The organism is Alteromonas sp. HB246098 (genome assembly GCF_054890645.1).
On the sequence record NZ_JBTZUG010000004.1, the window covers coordinates 22,078 to 41,216 of the forward strand.

General features: G+C 43.4%; 19 protein-coding genes. 14 read left to right on the forward strand and 5 right to left on the reverse strand.

Features of this window, described 5'->3' with window-relative positions:
- Positions 1–37: 37 nt before the first annotated feature.
- Both yihI and ACYTPF_RS10035 read left to right on the forward strand, forming a co-directional pair.
- Complete coding sequence (gene yihI, locus ACYTPF_RS10030) at positions 38–544, forward strand: Der GTPase-activating protein YihI (RefSeq protein ID WP_179981869.1); 507 nt, start codon at positions 38–40, stop codon at positions 542–544.
- A gap of 18 nt (positions 545–562) precedes the next feature.
- Positions 563–1,024 carry a DUF2489 domain-containing protein gene (locus ACYTPF_RS10035; protein ID WP_179981868.1) on the forward strand — a complete coding sequence of 154 codons (462 nt, stop codon included), beginning with the start codon at positions 563–565 and terminating at the stop codon, positions 1,022–1,024.
- A gap of 136 nt (positions 1,025–1,160) precedes the next feature.
- Here the strand turns inward: ACYTPF_RS10035 and ACYTPF_RS10040 are convergent, their stop codons facing one another.
- The gene (locus ACYTPF_RS10040; protein ID WP_461852118.1) at positions 1,161–1,769 is read right to left on the reverse strand and encodes a DNA-3-methyladenine glycosylase I; all 609 of its coding nucleotides are present in this window, start codon (positions 1,767–1,769) and stop codon (positions 1,161–1,163) included.
- A gap of 146 nt (positions 1,770–1,915) precedes the next feature.
- Between ACYTPF_RS10040 and glyQ the strand changes: the two genes are divergently transcribed.
- The 3 genes from glyQ to ACYTPF_RS10055 all read left to right on the forward strand — a co-directional run bounded on the left by glyQ (position 1,916) and on the right by ACYTPF_RS10055 (position 5,430).
- The gene (glyQ, locus tag ACYTPF_RS10045) at positions 1,916–2,821 is read left to right on the forward strand and encodes a glycine--tRNA ligase subunit alpha (RefSeq protein ID WP_014947716.1); all 906 of its coding nucleotides are present in this window, start codon (positions 1,916–1,918) and stop codon (positions 2,819–2,821) included.
- A gap of 2 nt (positions 2,822–2,823) precedes the next feature.
- Positions 2,824–4,902, forward strand: a complete 2,079-nt coding sequence (gene glyS / locus ACYTPF_RS10050; RefSeq protein ID WP_461852119.1) for a glycine--tRNA ligase subunit beta — start codon at positions 2,824–2,826, stop codon at positions 4,900–4,902.
- Positions 4,903–4,986: 84 nt separating this feature from the next.
- On the forward strand, positions 4,987–5,430 hold the full coding sequence (locus tag ACYTPF_RS10055; protein WP_461852120.1) for a hypothetical protein: 444 nt from the start codon (positions 4,987–4,989) through the stop codon (positions 5,428–5,430).
- Between the two features lie 171 nt (positions 5,431–5,601).
- Here ACYTPF_RS10055 and gyrB read toward each other — a convergent pair whose 3' ends face one another.
- The 4 genes from gyrB to dnaA form a co-directional block, all read right to left on the reverse strand.
- Positions 5,602–8,022, reverse strand: coding sequence for a DNA topoisomerase (ATP-hydrolyzing) subunit B (gene gyrB, locus ACYTPF_RS10060; protein ID WP_179981863.1), 2,421 nt, complete (start codon positions 8,020–8,022; stop codon positions 5,602–5,604).
- 8 nt (positions 8,023–8,030) lie between these two features.
- Positions 8,031–9,119, reverse strand: a complete 1,089-nt coding sequence (gene recF / locus ACYTPF_RS10065; RefSeq protein ID WP_461852121.1) for a DNA replication/repair protein RecF — start codon at positions 9,117–9,119, stop codon at positions 8,031–8,033.
- Positions 9,120–9,242: 123 nt separating this feature from the next.
- A complete protein-coding gene (gene dnaN, locus ACYTPF_RS10070) occupies positions 9,243–10,343 on the reverse strand; it encodes a DNA polymerase III subunit beta (RefSeq protein WP_179981861.1) in 1,101 nt (366 codons plus the stop codon).
- A gap of 32 nt (positions 10,344–10,375) precedes the next feature.
- Entirely contained in the window at positions 10,376–12,052 is a 1,677-nt protein-coding gene (gene dnaA, locus ACYTPF_RS10075; protein ID WP_461852122.1) for a chromosomal replication initiator protein DnaA, read from the reverse strand.
- A gap of 615 nt (positions 12,053–12,667) precedes the next feature.
- Here dnaA and rpmH point away from each other — a divergent pair.
- From rpmH to ACYTPF_RS10120, 9 genes are all read left to right on the forward strand, one after another.
- Complete coding sequence (gene rpmH, locus ACYTPF_RS10080; protein WP_014290886.1) at positions 12,668–12,802, forward strand: 50S ribosomal protein L34; 135 nt, start codon at positions 12,668–12,670, stop codon at positions 12,800–12,802.
- A gap of 17 nt (positions 12,803–12,819) precedes the next feature.
- The gene (rnpA, locus tag ACYTPF_RS10085; RefSeq protein WP_461852123.1) at positions 12,820–13,179 is read left to right on the forward strand and encodes a ribonuclease P protein component; all 360 of its coding nucleotides are present in this window, start codon (positions 12,820–12,822) and stop codon (positions 13,177–13,179) included.
- Complete coding sequence (gene yidD, locus ACYTPF_RS10090; RefSeq protein ID WP_205422076.1) at positions 13,164–13,412, forward strand: membrane protein insertion efficiency factor YidD; 249 nt, start codon at positions 13,164–13,166, stop codon at positions 13,410–13,412. Before rnpA ends, yidD begins: the two co-directional genes overlap by 16 nt.
- A 10-nt stretch (positions 13,413–13,422) precedes the next feature.
- Positions 13,423–15,081, forward strand: coding sequence for a membrane protein insertase YidC (yidC, locus tag ACYTPF_RS10095; protein WP_461852124.1), 1,659 nt, complete (start codon positions 13,423–13,425; stop codon positions 15,079–15,081).
- Positions 15,082–15,151: 70 nt separating this feature from the next.
- On the forward strand, positions 15,152–15,634 hold the full coding sequence (locus ACYTPF_RS10100; RefSeq protein WP_118491035.1) for a YajQ family cyclic di-GMP-binding protein: 483 nt from the start codon (positions 15,152–15,154) through the stop codon (positions 15,632–15,634).
- Positions 15,635–15,637: 3 nt separating this feature from the next.
- Positions 15,638–17,026 carry a tRNA uridine-5-carboxymethylaminomethyl(34) synthesis GTPase MnmE gene (mnmE, locus tag ACYTPF_RS10105; RefSeq protein ID WP_461852125.1) on the forward strand — a complete coding sequence of 463 codons (1,389 nt, stop codon included), beginning with the start codon at positions 15,638–15,640 and terminating at the stop codon, positions 17,024–17,026.
- Positions 17,027–17,123: 97 nt separating this feature from the next.
- Entirely contained in the window at positions 17,124–17,561 is a 438-nt protein-coding gene (gene mioC, locus ACYTPF_RS10110; RefSeq protein ID WP_179985103.1) for an FMN-binding protein MioC, read from the forward strand.
- A gap of 27 nt (positions 17,562–17,588) precedes the next feature.
- Positions 17,589–18,257, forward strand: a complete 669-nt coding sequence (locus tag ACYTPF_RS10115; RefSeq protein WP_461852126.1) for a DnaT-like ssDNA-binding domain-containing protein — start codon at positions 17,589–17,591, stop codon at positions 18,255–18,257.
- Positions 18,258–18,263: 6 nt separating this feature from the next.
- On the forward strand, positions 18,264–19,091 hold the full coding sequence (locus ACYTPF_RS10120; protein ID WP_071960318.1) for an ATP-binding protein: 828 nt from the start codon (positions 18,264–18,266) through the stop codon (positions 19,089–19,091).
- Positions 19,092–19,139 lie beyond the last annotated feature (48 nt).

The following is a 19,139-nucleotide window of genomic DNA, read 5'->3' on the forward strand; positions in this document are numbered from 1 at the left end:
AGCGTTGTTTTTTCACTCTCTTTGTTATTTGGAAATTATGGCACGTTCAAAGAAATCACGTAAAGTCGGTCAAATCGGCGTTCGTAAAGACCCTGACTTTAAACCTAGCGAAAACCGTAAATCAGACTCGCCTCGCCCTAAAAAACACAAGGGCAAGCCTGCAGGTAGTCGTCACAATGTTGAACAGAAAAAAGTAACTGGCAAAAAGAGCGCTGAGAATAAAGATCCTCGTCACGGCAGCAAGAAGCCCGTTCAGCTTGTAAAAACAGCAGTAACACCAACCCCAGCTCAAAAGAAAAAGTACGCTACTCCAGCCCAAGAGTTGGCCGCTCTAGAAGCGGACCAACGCTTAACAGATTTACTTGATAAGCTTGATGATGACAAGCCGCTTACTCGCGAGCAACAAGCATACGTAGATGAAAAAATGGCGCGCCATCGCATCCTTTGCGATCTGTTAGGTATAGTGGAAGAAGATGATGAAGACGACGATATGGATCCGTTTAACGATTTAGACGCTATTAACATCGACGACTTTAAGCATTAATAGAAACAGGAAAACGTTATGCTTTGGGCAGTACTTTCAGGCATTGCGCTACTCATTATTGTCGGGCTTGGCTTTTACGCAGGCAAACTGCTGTTTATGCTGAAGCAGCAGAAAGCTCGACAGGAAGCCGCAAGGCAATCTCGCATTGCTAATATCACTGATAGCATCATAGTGATTGCTAAAGCAATGGAACAACAACAATGTGATTTATCAGAAGGTGTTATTCGCATCGTTAATTTGCTTAACGCCCTTCCTATTAATTCACCACCTGACTTTAAAGCGCAGTATCCGCAAGTTCACGCACTTTTTACCGAAGTCAGTGGCTTCGCGATTTTAGAGGCAAGGCAACAACTTCCCAAAAATGAGCGAAGAAAACAGGATATCGCACGAGAACAAATTGAGTCTGAATACGAGTCTAAGGTATTGGATGAATTGCCACCGCTTAAAGCCTACTGTGAAACCTTGATAAGCGCTCAATAAGAATGTAACGCTATTGCGTAAAAACAAAAGCTTTAGCGACAGGCATATATAAAAAAGACCGAACATCACTAGGTGCTCGGTCTTTTTTGTTTTTTATGAATTAATTTCTATACTCAATGTTGTGTCCCTTACCATATCACTTTATCGCTAAGTCACAGGTACGCTGATAACAGTGACACCCTACTTCGTGATCATTAACCATTCCCACTGCCTGCATAAAAGCGTAGCAAATTGTTTCGCCTACAAAATTAAACCCGTGCTTTTTTAATGCTTTTGACATCGCTTTCGATGCGTCGGTAGAGGTGGGGGCCTGCTTAAAGTTATCCCAAGCATTTATCACAGTACGTCCGCCTGTAAATTGCCAAATAAACTCGCTAAATGACTGTGTTTCTTCTATGGCCAGATACCCTTTAGCATTTTTAATAACAGACTCTATTTTAAGCTTGTTTCTGATTATACCGCTGTCGTGCATTAGCCTTTCGACATCAGTAGGGCCCATCGTCGCGATTTTCTCAGGATCAAACTGGTGAAATGCCCGCTCAAAATTCTGCTGCTTTTTAAGGATAGTTAACCAAGACAAGCCTGCTTGCTGACCATCTAGGCATAATTTAGCAAACAGCGCTCGGCTATCTAGCTCAGGTACACCCCATTCGTTGTCATGATAAGCCAGATAAATAGGGTCATTGCTCACCCAACCGCATCGGTGTAATGGCCTGTTTTGTGCTGTTTTTAATTGATTGGTCATGGCTTAAGATTAAATCCTTATTGTGAAGTGGCATATTGCCTGTATTCGTGACGTTTTTTCACCCTTTACACCTACATACTATGCCTCACAAATTGTATACTATCCCACCTCAATTTTAAGTCAGTTAACTAATAAGCAGCGGATGTATGCAGAAATACGATATTAAAACCTTTCAAGGGTTGATCCTTGCGCTTCAAGATTATTGGGCGCGTCAGGGCTGCGTTATTATTCAGCCTCTGGATATGGAAGTGGGTGCAGGTACTTTTCACCCTATGACATTCCTACGTTCTTTAGGTCCAGAGCCAATGAGTAGCGCCTATGTTCAACCATGCCGTAGACCCACCGATGGTCGTTACGGTGAGAACCCAAATCGCTTACAGCATTACTATCAGTTCCAAGTAATGCTTAAGCCTTCACCTGACAATATTCAGGAGTTGTACTTGGGCTCTTTGAAAGAGTTAGGCTTTGATCCGCTGGTTCATGATATTCGCTTTGTAGAAGACAACTGGGAATCACCGACGCTTGGTGCGTGGGGACTAGGTTGGGAAGTATGGCTTAACGGTATGGAAGTGACTCAGTTCACCTACTTCCAACAAGTAGGCGGCCTTGAATGTAAGCCTGTTACTGGTGAAATCACCTACGGCTTAGAGCGACTAGCTATGTACGTTCAAGGTGTAGATAGTATCTATGATCTAGTATGGACTGATGGCCCAATGGGTAAAGTCACCTATGGTGATGTATTCCATCAAAACGAAGTAGAACAATCTACGTATAACTTTGAACACGCCAACGTGGAAGCCCTGTTTAGAACTTTTGACGAGTGTGAAGCCGAAAGTAAAAAGCTAATTGAGAACAACCTTCCGCTACCCGCTTATGAGCAGGTTATGAAGGCATCTCACGCATTTAACTTGCTTGATGCACGTCATGCTATTTCAGTAACAGAACGCCAACGCTATATTCTTCGCGTTCGTACGCTGGCTAAAGCGTGTGCAGAGAGCTATTACCAAGCACGTGAAGCACTAGGCTTCCCGCTATGTAACAAGGAGGCATAAGCGTGCGTACAGAAAATTGTTTAGTTGAATTAGGTACTGAAGAGTTACCACCAAAAGCACTTAAGTCTTTGGGCGAAGCCTTCGCCACACAATTTGAAGCAGCACTTAGCCAAGCTGACTTAAGCTTTGACTCAGTTAGCTGGTTTGCCGCCCCTCGCCGCTTAGCGGTTTACGTTTCAGGTCTTGCTGAAGGTCAGGCTGACAAAGTAGTAGAGAAGCGCGGCCCAGCAGTATCTGCGGCATTTGACGCTGATGGCAACCCCACTAAGGCAGCTCAAGGTTGGGCACGCGGTAACGGTATAGACGTTTCTGACGCAGAGCGTTTGGTTACGGATAAAGGTGAATGGCTTCTTCATAAAGCACATGTGCCTGGTCAAACTATTGCTGAGTTGTTAGAAGGTTTGATTAATCAAGCAGTAAGCAAGTTACCTATTCCAAAGCCTATGCGCTGGGGTAACTACAACACTCAATTTATTCGCCCTGTGCACACCCTTTGTGTGCTTTATGGAAGCGAAGTGGTTAACGTTTCAGTATTGGGCCTAACAAGCGGCCGCGTTGTTCAAGGTCATCGATTCCACGGCGAAGGTCGTTTTGAGCTTGATCATGCCGACAACTACGCCTCTGCATTAGAGCAACAATATGTGTTGGCAGATTTTGAGGCGCGTAAAGATAAAGTGCGTCAGCAATTAGAAGACGCAGCCAAAAACTTATCGCTTAAGCCAGATTACGACGAAGAACTGCTGGAAGAAATTGCTTCCCTGGTAGAATGGCCTGTAGTGCTGCAAGCAGGATTCGATAAGGGATTCTTAGAAGTGCCGAAAGAAGCACTTATCTACACAATGAAGGACGACCAGAAGTATGTGCCGCTGCTTGATAGTGATGGCGCACTTTCTAACACTTTCTTGTTTGTGACGAATATTGAAAGCCATGACGCATCTCAAGTTATCTCAGGTAATGAGAAGGTTATCCGCCCTCGCCTTGCCGATGCAGAGTTCTTCTTTAACAGCGATAAAAAGACAACGCTAGAAAGCCGCCTTAAAAGCTTAGAAACCGTGTTATTCCAAAAGCAGCTTGGAACGCTTAAAGAAAAGTCTGAACGTATTTCTGCCCTATCGGCGTTTATCGCTTCGCAGATAGATGCGAATGAAACTCAAGCAGCACGAGCTGGTCTTCTAGCTAAAACCGACTTAATGTCGAACATGGTTATGGAGTTTCCAGACGTTCAGGGCGTTATGGGTAAATACTATGCGTTAAACGACGGTGAAGATGCACCTGTTGCTGAAGCGCTGTACGAACAATACATGCCGCGTTTTGCTGGCGACACCCTTCCTAGTTCTGGCGTAAGCGCATCAGTAGCCCTTGCTGACAAACTTGATACACTAGTTGGTATATTCGGTATTGGCCAGCTGCCAAAAGGTGATAAAGACCCGTTTGCGCTTCGTCGTGCAGCCATCGGTGTACTACGTATTGTCACTGAGCTGTCACTGCCGCTAGATCTTGAAACGCTAGTAAGTAAAGCTATCGATGTGTATGGCGATAAGTTAACAAATGCTGAAACACAAACGCAGGTTGTTGATTTTGTATTAGGTCGCTTCAATGCCCTCTTACAAGATCAAGCTATCGCCATTGACGTTATTCAAGCCGTAGCAGCCCGTCGCCCTACTAAGCCATCTGATTATCTAGCTCGTGTCCATGCGGTTGATAAATTCAAGGCATTAGAAGAGGCAGAGGCGTTAGCTGCCGCTAACAAACGCGTAGCAAATATTCTTGCTAAGCAAAAAGTAGATGTGACTAACTTGGCTAACATTGATGAGTCACTTTTAGCTGAAGATGCTGAAAAAGCGCTTTATGCTGACTTAAAAGCCGCACAAAAAGAAGTGGATAACGCGCTACCTTCGCATGATTACACACGCATTCTGTCGGCACTTGCTACGCTACGTAATGTAATCGATAACTTCTTTGATAACGTAATGGTTATGGCAGATGACAAAGCAGTTAAGAATAACCGACTTGCTTTGCTATCGCTTTTGAGGCAACTTTTCCTTACTACCGCAGATATTTCAATTCTTGCGAAGTCATAAGGCTAGTTAACGTTAATGCAGTTTAATGCTGCAATAAATGAAAGCCCAACCCTTACGTTGGGCTTTTTTATAAAGGGAGAAACTGTGAAAAAGTTACTAACTATTGCTTCTATGTGCATAGCCCTGTCGGCGTGCTCAAGCAGTGGAAGTTTTAAGATCCCAGAAATAGCACCGGAAGTGCCACGCATTCAATTTGAAAACATGTTTTTAAGAGGCGTGTTTAATTGGTGGGAAGCCGATGCAAGCTATAAGTTCAAACCATCAGATTTAGGTTGGACAGTAGATGTTGAACTGATTGCCGACGGACAACCTTACGATTTCAGATTGTCTGATGCAAAATGGACGCCCTCACAGAGCTGTGGTGGCAAATATAAAGGTCAGCCGGTGATGCTAGGCTCTACCGCCTATTTAGTCTGTGAGCAAGGCTCAGAGAACTTACAATTTACTCCCTCTACTACAGGTACTTACCGCTTTACTGTAAACCCTGCTAGTGCGGGAGAAGTCGCATTGGTAGTGACCAAAGTTTAAAATGAATGCCGCATTACAGCGGTATTTTTTTAACATATATCCTTGATTATTTAATTCATTACGTTATTACGGTGAACACACTATAACGTTACTGTCTTTTATATCTCATTTTCTCGTTCTCTAGAAATAAAAAAAGCGACCAAGTGGTCGCTTCATTAATAGATTAATCTACTACACGTCTAGGTTTTCTACCTTCAGCGCATTCGCTTCGATAAATTCTCTACGCGGCTCTACCTGATCGCCCATTAGCGTTGTAAACAACTGGTCACAACCAATAGCATCTTCAATGGTAACTTGAAGCATACGTCGGCTTTCAGGGTCCATGGTAGTTTCCCAAAGCTGCTCCGGGTTCATCTCGCCTAACCCTTTATAGCGCTGGATGTATTGACCACGTTTCGCTTCATTCATTAACCACTCTAATGCGTCTTTGAAAGACTCTACTGGCTGTTTGCGTTCACCACGCTTAATGTAAGCGTCTACACCCATCATATCATTGATAGCTAAGTTAAGTTCTTTTAGACGCTGGTACTCAGACGACTCAATGAATTCATGGTCGATAATGTACTCATAATCGATACCGTGCATACGCATGATGATCGTGATGTAGTACTCGCTAAGCTCAGCATCAGTACGAATTTCATAACGGTATGTAGCACCATCATTTTCACGCTCTGTTAACTGTTCAACGAAGTGTTTTGCTACGTGCTCTAGAGCCGCTTCGTCTTTTAAGTCTTCTAGATTTAGCGTAGGTGTGTACAGCATGCGGTAAAGAATAGCTGAAGGCATTTTGCGCTTCATACGCGCAATCATTTTCTCTACTGACTGATATTGCTTAACTAGGTTTTCTAGCCCTACACCACTGATGCCTGGGTCGTCATCACTAGTGTGCAATGATGCACCATCAATAGCGATACCTGTAAGGTAATTAGTCAAAGCGTCATCGTCTTTTAGATACTGCTCTTGCTTACCTTTTTTCACTTTATAAAGCGGCGGCTGCGCAATATAGACATAACCACGCTCGATGATTTCAGGCATTTGACGATAGAAGAAAGTTAAAAGAAGCGTACGAATGTGAGAGCCGTCCACATCAGCATCGGTCATGATAATGATGCTGTGATAGCGCAGCTTTTCTGGGTCATATTCGTCACGACCAATACCACAGCCTAATGCCGTGATAAGCGTTGCAACTTCTTGTGAAGAAAGCATCTTGTCGAAACGTGCTTTCTCTACGTTAAGGATTTTACCTTTAAGCGGCAAAATAGCTTGGTTCTTACGATTACGACCTTGCTTAGCTGAACCGCCCGCTGAGTCACCCTCCACTATGTATAGTTCGCTTAGTGCAGGATCTTTTTCCTGACAATCAGCAAGCTTACCTGGCAGACCAGCTAAATCTAGCGCGCCCTTACGGCGTGTCATTTCACGAGCTTTACGAGCAGCTTCACGCGCTCGCGCAGCGTCAATAATCTTACTAGCAATAATCTTACTTTCAGCTGGGTTTTCTAGTAAGAAATCGGCGAGTTTTTCATTCATCGCAGATTCAACTGCAGGACGAACTTCAGAAGATACAAGCTTATCTTTTGTCTGTGAGCTAAATTTCGGGTCAGGTACTTTTACTGAAATTACAGCTGTAAGACCTTCACGAGCATCATCACCACTGGCATTGGTTTTCGCCTTTTTATTCAGGCCTTCCTTTTCCATATAGTTGTTCAGCGTACGCGTCAACGCTCCACGGAAGCCTGCTAAGTGAGTACCGCCATCTCGCTGTGGAATGTTGTTAGTAAAACAGAAAACGTTCTCTTGGAAGCTATCGTTCCACTGCATTGCAACTTCTACAGCAATGCCATCTTCCTGCTCGCTTGCGAAGTGAAACACTTTTTGATGTACAGGCGTTTTCTTTTCATTCAAATATTCAACAAAGGCTTGAATACCACCTTCGTACATGAAGTGGTCTTCTTTACCGTCACGTTCGTCTTTCAAACGAATTGACACACCAGAGTTTAGGAATGAAAGTTCGCGAAGGCGCTTAGCAAGAATATCGTAATGGTACAGTGTATCTGTGAACGTATCCGAACTTGGCCAGAAACGAATCATCGTTCCCGTTTTGTCTGTGTCGCCAGTAACTGCGAGTGGCGCCTGTGGAACACCATGTTGGTATTCTTGCTCATGGGCTTTACCTGCGCGACGAATGCGCAGCTTTAGGCGACTAGAAAGTGCGTTTACTACCGATACACCCACGCCGTGAAGACCACCAGAAACTTTATATGAGTTGTCATCAAATTTACCGCCCGCGTGAAGTACCGTCATTATCACTTCGGCTGCAGACACGCCCTCTTCGGGGTGTAATTCTGTAGGGATACCACGTCCGTCGTCAGACACAGAAACTGATCCATCACTATGGATTTGCACAGTTATTTCAGAACAGTGTCCCGCCAGTGCTTCATCGATAGAGTTATCGACCACCTCAAATACCATGTGGTGTAGTCCGGTACCATCATCAGTATCACCGATATACATACCAGGACGCTTTCTTACTGCATCTAATCCTTTAAGTACTTTAATACTGGACGAGTCGTAGTTGTTCTCTTCTGACATACTAGCTTTTACTCCTCTTTCACGCTTCCATGTTCCACGTGAAACATTTTCTTTTCGTTGTATTTTTGTATAAATGCGAGTTGCGTGGACTCAATTGCAGTAACGAAAACCTGCGTATCCATTTCGAGCAACCCATCAATAAATTGTTCTCTTTTATCTGCGTCTAACTCAGCACCTACATCATCAAGTAGGAATATACTTTTTCGCTTCGTTGCCGAGTTGAATAGCTTTGTCTGTGACATTTGTAGTGCAGCCACAGCCATTCTAAGCTGACCTCTCGATAAAAGCTCCTGAGCATTTACCCCGTTCACTTTAAGCTTTAAATCAGCTTTGTGAGGCCCAGAAGAGGTATGTCCTATTTTACCATCATACTCACGCTTTTTAACTAAGCTTTCTGATAAAGCGACATCTTTTTCCCACCCTTTATAGTAACTTAATTCCACGTCAAAGTTTGGAAGAAATTCTTCTGCATACTGTTTAAAAATAGGTGTAAGCCTATCGACGTATCCCTGACGTGTTAAAGTTAAAGTCTCACCAAGCTCGGCAAACTGTGTTTCCCAATATTGGTTTTGTGGTGCAGACAAGTTTGCTTGCTGTTTCAATAGTGCGTTTCTATGTTTTAAAAACTTACCGTACTGGTTAGCAAGTGACTGAAATTGATGTTCCACGTGAAACAATCCCCAATCACAAAAACGTCGACGTTCAGATGGCGAGCCTATTATGAGGTCTGTGCTTTGGGGCGTAAAAAGTTGAATAGGAACTAGGCTGACTAAGTCAGACAATTTATTTGAGTGCGCGCCATCAATACTACAGGTAAATGTATCGTTTCGACTTCTTTGAAAACCGAGCTTCAATTTTTCTTCGGCTTCAGTTTTACAGGAAGCAAAAACGCTAAAGCTGTCTTGTCCATTCTGAATAACTGAATTGTGTTTATTTGTTCTAAAAGAACGACCAAAACCTAGATAGTAAAGCGCTTCTATTAGTGATGATTTTCCACTGCCATTCGCACCTTTAATTATTGTTAAGGAGGGTGAAGGAGAAAGCGTTACGGAGGTAAGATTACGAAACTGAGTAATCTGGACGCGGTCCAGTTTCATGAGGCCACACTAAAGATAAAAAAGAAGCGATAAATAACTAAACTTATCGCTTCTTGGATTGGATATGTAAATAACAAAACAAAGTCGTTATAAGAAAAGGGGCGAATACTTTTATAGAGAAAACTATAGTCGCATTGGCATAATTACATACAACGCGGCATCATCAGCATCATCTTCAATGAGCGCACTCGCATTTGAATCAGACAGGCTTACTTTTACGCCATCAGAGCCTAACGCATTTAAAACATCAATGAGATAGGCAACATTAAAGCCTATCTCTAAATCATCGCCCTGATACTGAACATCAACGATTTCTTCTGCTTCTTCTTGCTCTGGGTTATTTGCCGTTATTTTAAGTTCACCAGAAGAAAGGTTTAATCGTACACCTCTGAACTTTTCATTAGATAATATTGCTGCTCGCGAAAATGCGTCTTTTAGGACCGCTTTACTTGCAATAATTTCCTTGTCACCATTCTGAGGTAAGACACGGCGATAGTCTGGGAACCTACCATCTACTAATTTTGAAGTGAAAATAAAATCGTTTGAGAATATGCGTAGATGATTAGCGCCAATTTGTACTTTTAGCGACTTGTCATCTTCGCTAATAAGACGTGAAATTTCTAATACACCTTTACGAGGAATAATCACTTGGCGAGACGGTAACGCAGTTTCATAGTTTAAACGGCAAAGTGCTAAACGGTGACCGTCAGTAGCAACAGTTCGAATAATATTCTCTTCCGTTTCAAGAGACATACCGTTTAGATAGTAGCGCACATCTTGTTGCGCCATAGAAAAGCTGGTTGCGTCAATGAGACGTTTTAAGTCACTGCACGTTAATTCAAATTCGACCTCACCTTCCCAATCTTCAAGGTTAGGATAGTCGTTAGCAGATAACGTAGAAAGTGTGTAGCGACCTCGCCCCGCGCGAATAAGCGCTTTACTTCCGTCTAAAGAAAAATGAATGTCTGTTCCTTCAGAAATACCACGGATAATATCAAACAGCTTTTTAGCTGGAACAGTAATTTCACCTTCGGTAAATTCGCCCTCTAGCTTTACACTAGAAATTAGCTCGACCTCTAAATCTGTACCGGTAAGCCAAAGTGCGTCCTCACTAACTTTAATAAGAACGTTAGAAAGAATTGGCAACGTATGTCGACGCTCAACAGCACCTGACACTAATTGTAGGGGTTGTAAAAATTGTTCGCGGCTTATAGAAAATTTCATCGCAGTGCTATCTCGCCTCTAAAGTCGTGTTGTTAGGAAGACAAAGTCCTAATGAGGTTCTTATAGTCCTCTTTTATATCATGACTTTCTTCTCTTAGCTGCTCTATTTTTCTACACGCATGCAAAACGGTAGTATGGTCTCGCCCACCAAACGCATTACCTAATTCAGGCAAACTGTGGTTAGTTAGCTCTTTAGCCAGCGCCATCGCTACTTGGCGAGGTCGTGCTACGCTACGACTACGGCGTTTAGACAAAATATCAGCTACTTTTATCTTATAATAATCGGCAACAGTTTTCTGAATATTATCAACGGTTACCAACTTTTCTTGAAGCGCTAATAAATCGCGTAGGGCTTCACGTACGAAATCAATGGTAATAGGGCGGCCCGTAAAGTTCGCGTTTGCAATAACTCGGTTCAATGCGCCCTCTAGCTCACGTACATTCGAGCGTAAACGCTTAGCGATAAAGAACGCTACTTCATTAGGTAAATGTATGCGGTTTTCAGCCGCTTTACGCATCAAGATTGCAACACGAGTTTCAAGCTCAGGTGGCTCAATAGCAATAGTTAAGCCCCATCCAAAGCGCGACTTCAATCTATCCTCTACCCCATCAATCTCTTTGGGATATCTATCAGAGGTTAAGATAATTTGCTGGTTACCTTCTAAAAGCGCGTTAAACGTATGGAAAAACTCTTCCTGCGAACGCTCTTTGTTTGCAAAAAATTGAATATCATCGATAAGTAACGCATCGACGCTTCGATAGAAACGTTTAAAATCTTCTATAGCATTATTTTGAAGCGCCTTAACCATATCTTGTACAAAGCGCTCAGAATGCATATAAACAATTTTGGCATCGCCATTATTTGCAACAATACCATTGCCTACCGCATGCAATAAGTGAGTTTTACCTAAACCTGTTCCACCATAGATAAACAATGGGTTATAAGAACCGCCGGGGTTATTGGCAACCTGAGTCGCCGCCGCACGTGCTAGTTGGTTAGATTTACCCTCGACAAAATTATCGAACTGATATGTCGGATTAATATTACTCTTATGTTTCATCGCTTCAGGGATCGGGATCACCTTTGGCGGCGTTGACGATCGTGGCGCATGATTACCGTAATGGTTTTGACCATTAGGATCTACATTTCTTGCAGCTGTATTATTCTGATCAGCTTGCTGCGAATAAGCGCTAAGATCCTTATTCTGATCTTTATAACCGAAGTGATCACCACCGTTAGAGCCCATCGCAGCATTACTCTCTTGAGGTAAGGTAGGCTGACGCTGATACGATGAATGCTGAACCTGGCTCTCGTCGTTGCGGTTAGTAAATTGTAGCGCGCTGTAATTCGAATTAGACGCCTGATTTGGTGAATTCACAGTAGTAGTATTATTGGTGTAGCTGTCACCATTTGTACTATGTACTGAACCAGCGGCATTACCCGCTGTCGGCTGAGAGCGATTTACACTATTGCGACTCATTACCTCTAAACGCAATTGGGGTGCATCGGCTCCAGCAAATTCCCTTAGCAGAGCAGTGATATTATTTAGGTACTTGTCTCTTACCCAATCAAGCACAAAACGATTGGGAGCATATAGTGCTACAACACCGCCCTGCTCTTCACAAACAAGCGGTCGTATCCACATACTAAATTGCTGCGTAGGTAGTTCTTGACGCAGTCTTTCAAGACATTGGTTCCACAAGGACATGGTACGTTGTTAGCTCCCTTAACTCGCTAAAAAACCACCCTTTTGAAAGCCAAGCATAGAATAGCAGGCACTGAAGCGCGCCATTAGAAGAAAATAGCGTTGGAGGTGTAGAGTAGCAGCGAGAAATTTAAGTTTTCGTTTTAATCGCTGTGGATTATCTTACGTTATCAACACAATGTAAATGGCGATCCCGATCGATCTTTTCGATCAAAAACTTAAACCCTTGAATTGATTAATATTAACCTTTAGATCAAATCTAACTATAACAAGAAAAAATCAATCTAAATTTCACTAAGAAAACCGCTAGATCGCCTTGCAATTTATATCTAACGTCATGTTTTTCACAATCTGCTGTGGATAACCTGAGTCAAATTTATGCGTTATTCACAAGTAAATTGTGTAAAAAACAGTGTTATCGTTCAAAAAACAGCATAAATTGTTCACTTATTCGTCCGAAAAGCGAGAATATCCATTGACAGCAGGCCCCGAGATCTCTAGAATTCAGCGTCCTTTTTCGATGGGCTTTTCTGGTGAAAACACCACATTGTTCTGGCAACAGTATAATGTGTTACCAAAAACGCCTATGTTTAACTAAATATAAGTGAGACTTTGGTCATGAAAAGAACATTTCAACCGAGCAATCTAAAGCGCAAGCGTTCTCACGGTTTTCGTGCTCGTATGGCGACTAAAAATGGTCGTAAAGTACTAGCAGCTCGCCGTGCAAAAGGCCGCGCTCGTCTTTCTGCTTAATTAGAAAGACGCCAAAAGTGGGTGAGAATAATTTTTCAAGGGAGTTGCGTCTGTTAACTCCCACCCACTTTACCTATGTGTTTGATGACGCAATCCCTGCTGTATCCCCCTCTTTTACTGTTCTAGCTCGAAAAAATACACTCTCTAATCCTCGTTTGGGTATTACGCTTGCTAAAAAACGTATTCGTAAAGCTCACGATAGAAATCGGTTAAAGCGATTAGTCAGAGAAAGTTTTCGGCATAGGCAGCACAACTTACCCAATGTCGATATTATCGTTATTGGCAAGTCAGGCGCTGACAACCTTAGCAACCAAGAAGTTTTCGCTACATTGGACAAGCTATGGAAAAAATTAAACAAGCGTTGCGGCAACTCTTAATTGCTGTGCCTTTGGCCTTGATAAAATTTTATCAATGGTTCATTTCCCCTATATTAGGGCAACGATGTCGTTTCCATCCTTCTTGTTCTTGGTATGCTATAGACGCATTAAAAACACACGGATTAGTAAAAGGCGGTTGGTTATCTATTAAACGCATATTAAAATGCCACCCTTTGCATGCCGGCGGATATGATCCAGTGCCGGAAAAACAACAAGATAAACACTCAAAATAAAGAGACCTCTATGGAATCGCAACGTAGTTTTCTGATAATTGGCCTAGCGCTAGTTAGCTTTTTGCTTTGGCAATCATGGCAAAAAGATTATGGGCCGCAGCCAGTTGTGCCTGTTGAGCAACAACAAACGCAAGAAACATCACAAGGTGTACCTTCATTTGATGACAAAGGTAGTGAAGATGTACCTAGCAGTGATAGCGTACCCGCTGCACAGCCTATTGCTGCGGCGCAAAACACAAACCGTATTATTGAAGTAAAAACCGATACGCTAGATTTACGCATCGATTTGTTAGGCGGTGATGTAGTATCAGCAGACTTACTTAAGTTTCCAGTAGAGCAAGGTTCAGACATTCCTTACAGCCTGCTTCGCTCTGGGAACGGTCTTTATGTAGCGCAAAGCGGTCTTATTGGCGCACAGGGTCCAGATGCAAGCAGCAGTGGCCGCCCTGTTTACAACGCGCAAAATGAATTCTATGAAATGACGGGCGACACCCTTGTTATTCCTCTTACGTGGAAAAATAATCAGGGCTTGGCTATCACCAAAACCTTCACTTTCACTAAAGGTCACTACGACGTAAACGTAAGTTATAGTGTTGAAAATGGTACCGACAGCGCAGCAACGGTTCAGCCGTACGCACAGCTTAAGCAAGTGATGGAGTTTGAAGACGACGGTAACATGTTTATGCCAACGTACCGTGGTGCTGCTTATTCAACAGAAGACGATCGCTACCAGAAGTACTCGTTTGACGAGATTGAAGATGACAACCTTCGCGAAACCACAAAAGCGGGTTGGGTTGGCATGCTTGAACATTACTTTGTGTCAGCATGGGTACCTTCACAAGAACAAACGAATACGCTTTATTCACGTAACTTAAAAAATCAGTACGCTGTAATTGGTGTGTTATCACCTTCTGAAAGCGTTGCTCCTGGTGAAACTAAAACGATTGCGTCTACCCTATACATGGGCCCGAAAGACCAAGATAAGCTTGCCAAGATTGCTCGCGGTTTAGACCTGACTGTTGATTACGGCATTCTTTTCTGGATTTCACAACCGCTGTTTGCCCTGCTTACGTTCCTACATAGCTTAGTTAATAACTGGGGTGTGGCAATTATCCTTATCACTATTGTAGTGAAAGGTGCAATGTACTGGCTAACCAAGAAGCAATATGAATCAATGGCGCGCATGCGCAACCTAGCGCCTAAGATGCAGCAGCTAAAAGACCGCTTTGGCGATGACAGACAGAAAATGTCACAAGCCATGATGGAGCTATACCGCAAAGAAAAAGTAAACCCGATGGGCGGCTGTTTACCCCTTCTTCTGCAAATGCCTATCTTCCTAGCCCTTTACTGGGTACTGATGGAAAGTGTTGAACTACGCCACGCAGACTTTGTGCTTTGGATTACTGACCTTTCTACAAAGGACCCATACTTTGTACTGCCTATTCTAACAGGCGCAAGTATGTACCTGTTGCAAAAGCTTCAGCCGACCACCATTACCGATCCAATGCAGCAAAAAATCATGCAGTGGATGCCGGTAGCAATGAGTGTTTTCTTCCTGTGGTTCCCTGCGGGTCTGGTACTATACTGGCTAGTAAGTAATGTGATTACCTTGGTTCAAGCCAAAATGATTTATGCTTCCATGGAGAAGCGGGGCATCAGCAATAAATAACACGCTGATCAATAAATTATACAGCCCGCCTATGCGGGCTGTTTTGTCTTAAAAGATAGAGGATTAACCTGTGCCATCATTTGATATTGTTTCAGAAATCAATATGGAAGAAGTTCGTAACGCCACCGAGAACGCAAGCCGAGAGCTATCAACGCGTTTTGATTTTCGCGGCATTGACGCGAGCTTTGAGTACAAAGATAAAACCGTGGTTATGAAAGCCGAAGCTGAATTCCAACTTCAGCAAATGGAAAGTATGTTTAGAACGGCGATGTCTAAGCGCAATGTAGACACCTCTTCGATGGATGTGAAGCCTTATGACGCACATGGCAAAACTTATCGCCAAACCATTGCGTTTAAAGAAGGTATTGAACAACCAACAGCAAAGAAAATTGTAAAGCTGGTTAAAGACGCCAAAATTAAAGTGCAAACCGCCATTCAAGGTGAAGAGCTTCGCGTAACTGGTAAAAAGCGCGATGATTTACAGCAAGTGATTGCACTCGTAAAAGAATCGAATTTAGGTCAACCTTTTCAATTTAAGAATTTCCGCGACTAATTTATGGAATCACTCACCCTTTCTACCGACACCATTACCGCACAAGCAACGGCCCCGGGTCGTGGCGGCGTGGGTATAGTGCGCGTATCTGGCCCGAAAGCTAAAGCTATAGCTGATGCATTAGTTCCTAGTGCGTTGACACCACGTCTTGCAACCTATACACCGTTTGTTGACGCCAATAACAGCGTAATAGATCAAGGCATAGCCCTGTTTTTTAAAGGCCCAAATTCGTTTACCGGTGAAGATGTACTTGAATTACAGGGCCATGGCGGTCAGGTAGTGATGGATATGCTGATTGATGCTGTACTTGCTACAGGTCATGCTCGCTTGGCCAACCCGGGTGAATTCAGTGAACAGGCCTTTTTGAATGATAAATTAGACCTTGCACAGGCAGAAGCAATTGCCGACTTAATTGATGCAAGCTCGAAACAGGCAGCCAAAAGTGCGTTGCGTTCACTGCAGGGTGAGTTTTCCACACAAATCCAAACGTTGTCTGACCAAATTGTACATCTTCGTATGTACGTAGAGGCCGCCATTGACTTTCCTGAAGAAGAAATCGACTTTTTGTCTGATGGAAAAGTATCGGGTGATTTAAGCGCCATCATGCAGAGTCTTACTAAAGTGCGCGAGCAAGCCAAGCAAGGAACCTTGCTGCGTGAGGGTATGCAGGTGGTGATTGCGGGGCGCCCTAATGCGGGTAAGTCGAGTTTGCTAAATGCCTTAGCAGGACGGGATAGCGCTATTGTTACTGATATTGCCGGTACTACACGCGATGTACTCAAAGAGCACATTCACATTGATGGTATGCCGGTGCATATTATCGATACTGCTGGTCTTCGTGAAAGCCCAGATAAAGTAGAGCAAATAGGCATTGAGCGTGCGTGGCAAGCTATTAACGAAGGTGACCATGTGTTGTTTGTTGTGGATTCTACCGCAACGTCAATTATCGACCCTTATGAAATTTGGCCAGAATTTATGGCGCGCTTGCCACAAGGGATCCCGGTTACAGTGGTGCGCAATAAAGCGGACCTAAGTACCTTAGATATCGGACAAAGCACGGTTGCTACCGAACAAGGCGATATCTCAGTGATCAACTTATCTGCCAAAGAAGGTAGCGGTGTCGATACGCTAAAAGCACATTTAGCGAAAACTATGGGTTTTGATACGACCACCGAAGGTCAGTTTATAGCGCGAAGACGACACATAGATGCACTTGATCAAGCCTACAGCTATGTAAGCACAGGTGAACAGCAGCTACATGACGCCATGGCCGGTGAATTATTGGCTGAAGAGTTGCGTTTGGCTCATCAGGCGCTATGTGAGATAACCGGTGAGTTCACATCCGACGATTTGCTTGGCAAGATTTTTTCCTCATTTTGTATCGGCAAGTAGCGTAACCAATAAAGTGTTAAGTAAGATGGTAAATAACCTAACAAATAAGACTAACTTGCGTTAAGACGACAATTGTAAATAGAGAAGTAACCCATTAATGAGCAAGCACTTTGAAATAATTGTTGGCACCATGTTAGGTGCCGCAGAGTACGTAGCAGATGCCATTGCAGAAAAACTTGATGCAAGCGGGCACACCTACACTATTCATGCTGAACCGAGTTTAGAAGAGATCAATACAGACTCAACGTGGATCGTATGTACGTCTACCCATGGTGCAGGTGAATTACCTGACAATATCCAACCGTTTGCAAAACAGCTAGAAAATACTGATCTAAGCTCAGTTAACGCCTACGTTATTGGTCTGGGCGACACCAGCTACGACACCTTTTGTTTCGGTGCGAAAGAAATGGAGAAGCACATAAAAAACGCTGGTGGTGCATTAATCACTGATGCCCTTTACATAGATGTGCTTGAACATCCTATTCCTGAAGATGCTGCAGTAGAATGGTTTGAAGAAAAGCTGACAAATGCTTAACAACACCATTAATGTGGACATTGCACTATGAACAGCAATCTTACCCAAGCTGAACTCGCTGTACTACAGTCCCCTCTTTCTAACGACTGTAGGGTCCTTTATTTACTGGGCCTTCGCCCAAATGCGAATTCAGCGACCACATCGTCCGCGCCTATTGATTACAAGCAGCTATTAAATTTACTAAACGGCGACGACAAAGAAGAACCATATCAGCGTGGGCGCCAGGTCAACAGTTTAGTAAGACAGCTAGAACAAGTGGGTTTGGTAGCCCTGCCCCTTGAGCTTGACCTTGAACACACAATTAATGGGAAAACCCTTCTTCTTCCGCTTTTAAGCGAGCCGCAGTCAGACTTTGAACAGCTTCATGCTCGTCATAGTGCCATGAGCCCACATTGGACGCCTAATAAAGCGCTGTTTGAAGAAATGGCCTCCCTACTTGGTATTATCGACAAAACATTCGATGATAATGAGGTGGGTGAATTCATCGCCTACTGGTTGGGAAGACCGAGTTCTGTGTTTAGTGAATTTCAATGGACGCAAAAATTCGCTAACAATATCAAGAGAAAGCGCTTGGCTTCAGGCTATGCTCCAACAAAAGTGGTAGGAACGCAGCAAGTGAAAGTTGCAGCCGGCATAGAAGCAGATGATAATGCAAGAAAGCTGGTTGAAAAGTATGCCGCAACAAAGAAGAGTTAATTCATTATGGATCGTATAACTGACAAAATTGCTAATCTTGCCAAAGCGCTAAAAAAAGATGTCGATCCCAATGGTGAGTACATCGACTACAAAACGCTGCGCAAGCAGTATGAAGCGAAAGCTAACGAGGAAGTGTCACAACTACAGCAGCGCAGTAAGAAAGCGCGTGTAGAAGCTATTCATGGCCGTTCTGACTTAAATCCGAAGTGGACGTTTGCCAACTTGGTGGAAGACAGTGACGATGTCATAGAAGCGGTTTCTATTGCACAGTCGTTTATCGCTGCTCATGATGATCCAGCCTGGCGCCAAAGTGGTTCTCATATGATGATTTTCTACGGCGATTATGGTCGCGGTAAATCTCATATTGCAGGTGCTATTGCCCATCAACTTATCGAGCAATATGAGATCTCTGTGCTATACCGTCAGCTTTCGACTCTGCTCGAAATGCGCAATTTTTCTTTTGATTTCTCTGCTACCGATAATGCTAGTCAGCGTTTCAGAGAGATTAATCAAGAGCTTTTAGACGTAGATTTGCTTATTTTAGATGAGGTCTGTGTCAACGAATCAGCACTTAAGAAAAACGCACAGAGTTGGTTTGGGAACTTACTCAGACAGCGCTTAGTGAACAAGAAAAACTGTATCTTAATCACTAATCACAACTTAGCCGAACTAGAAAATGCCCTTGGTCGTTATTGTTTCGAATCGATTAAAGAGTACGACACTTACAAGGTTCGATTCCAAGGCCCAAGCCGCCGTGAAGGCCTAACTATCGAACAAGAGGATATGCAAGGTTCTGTAGCACAGCCACGCTATCAACCTAACCAGGTGCGCTAACAGCACCTGGTTTACGCCTTTTCAGTTTATTGCTCATTCTTCGTTTTA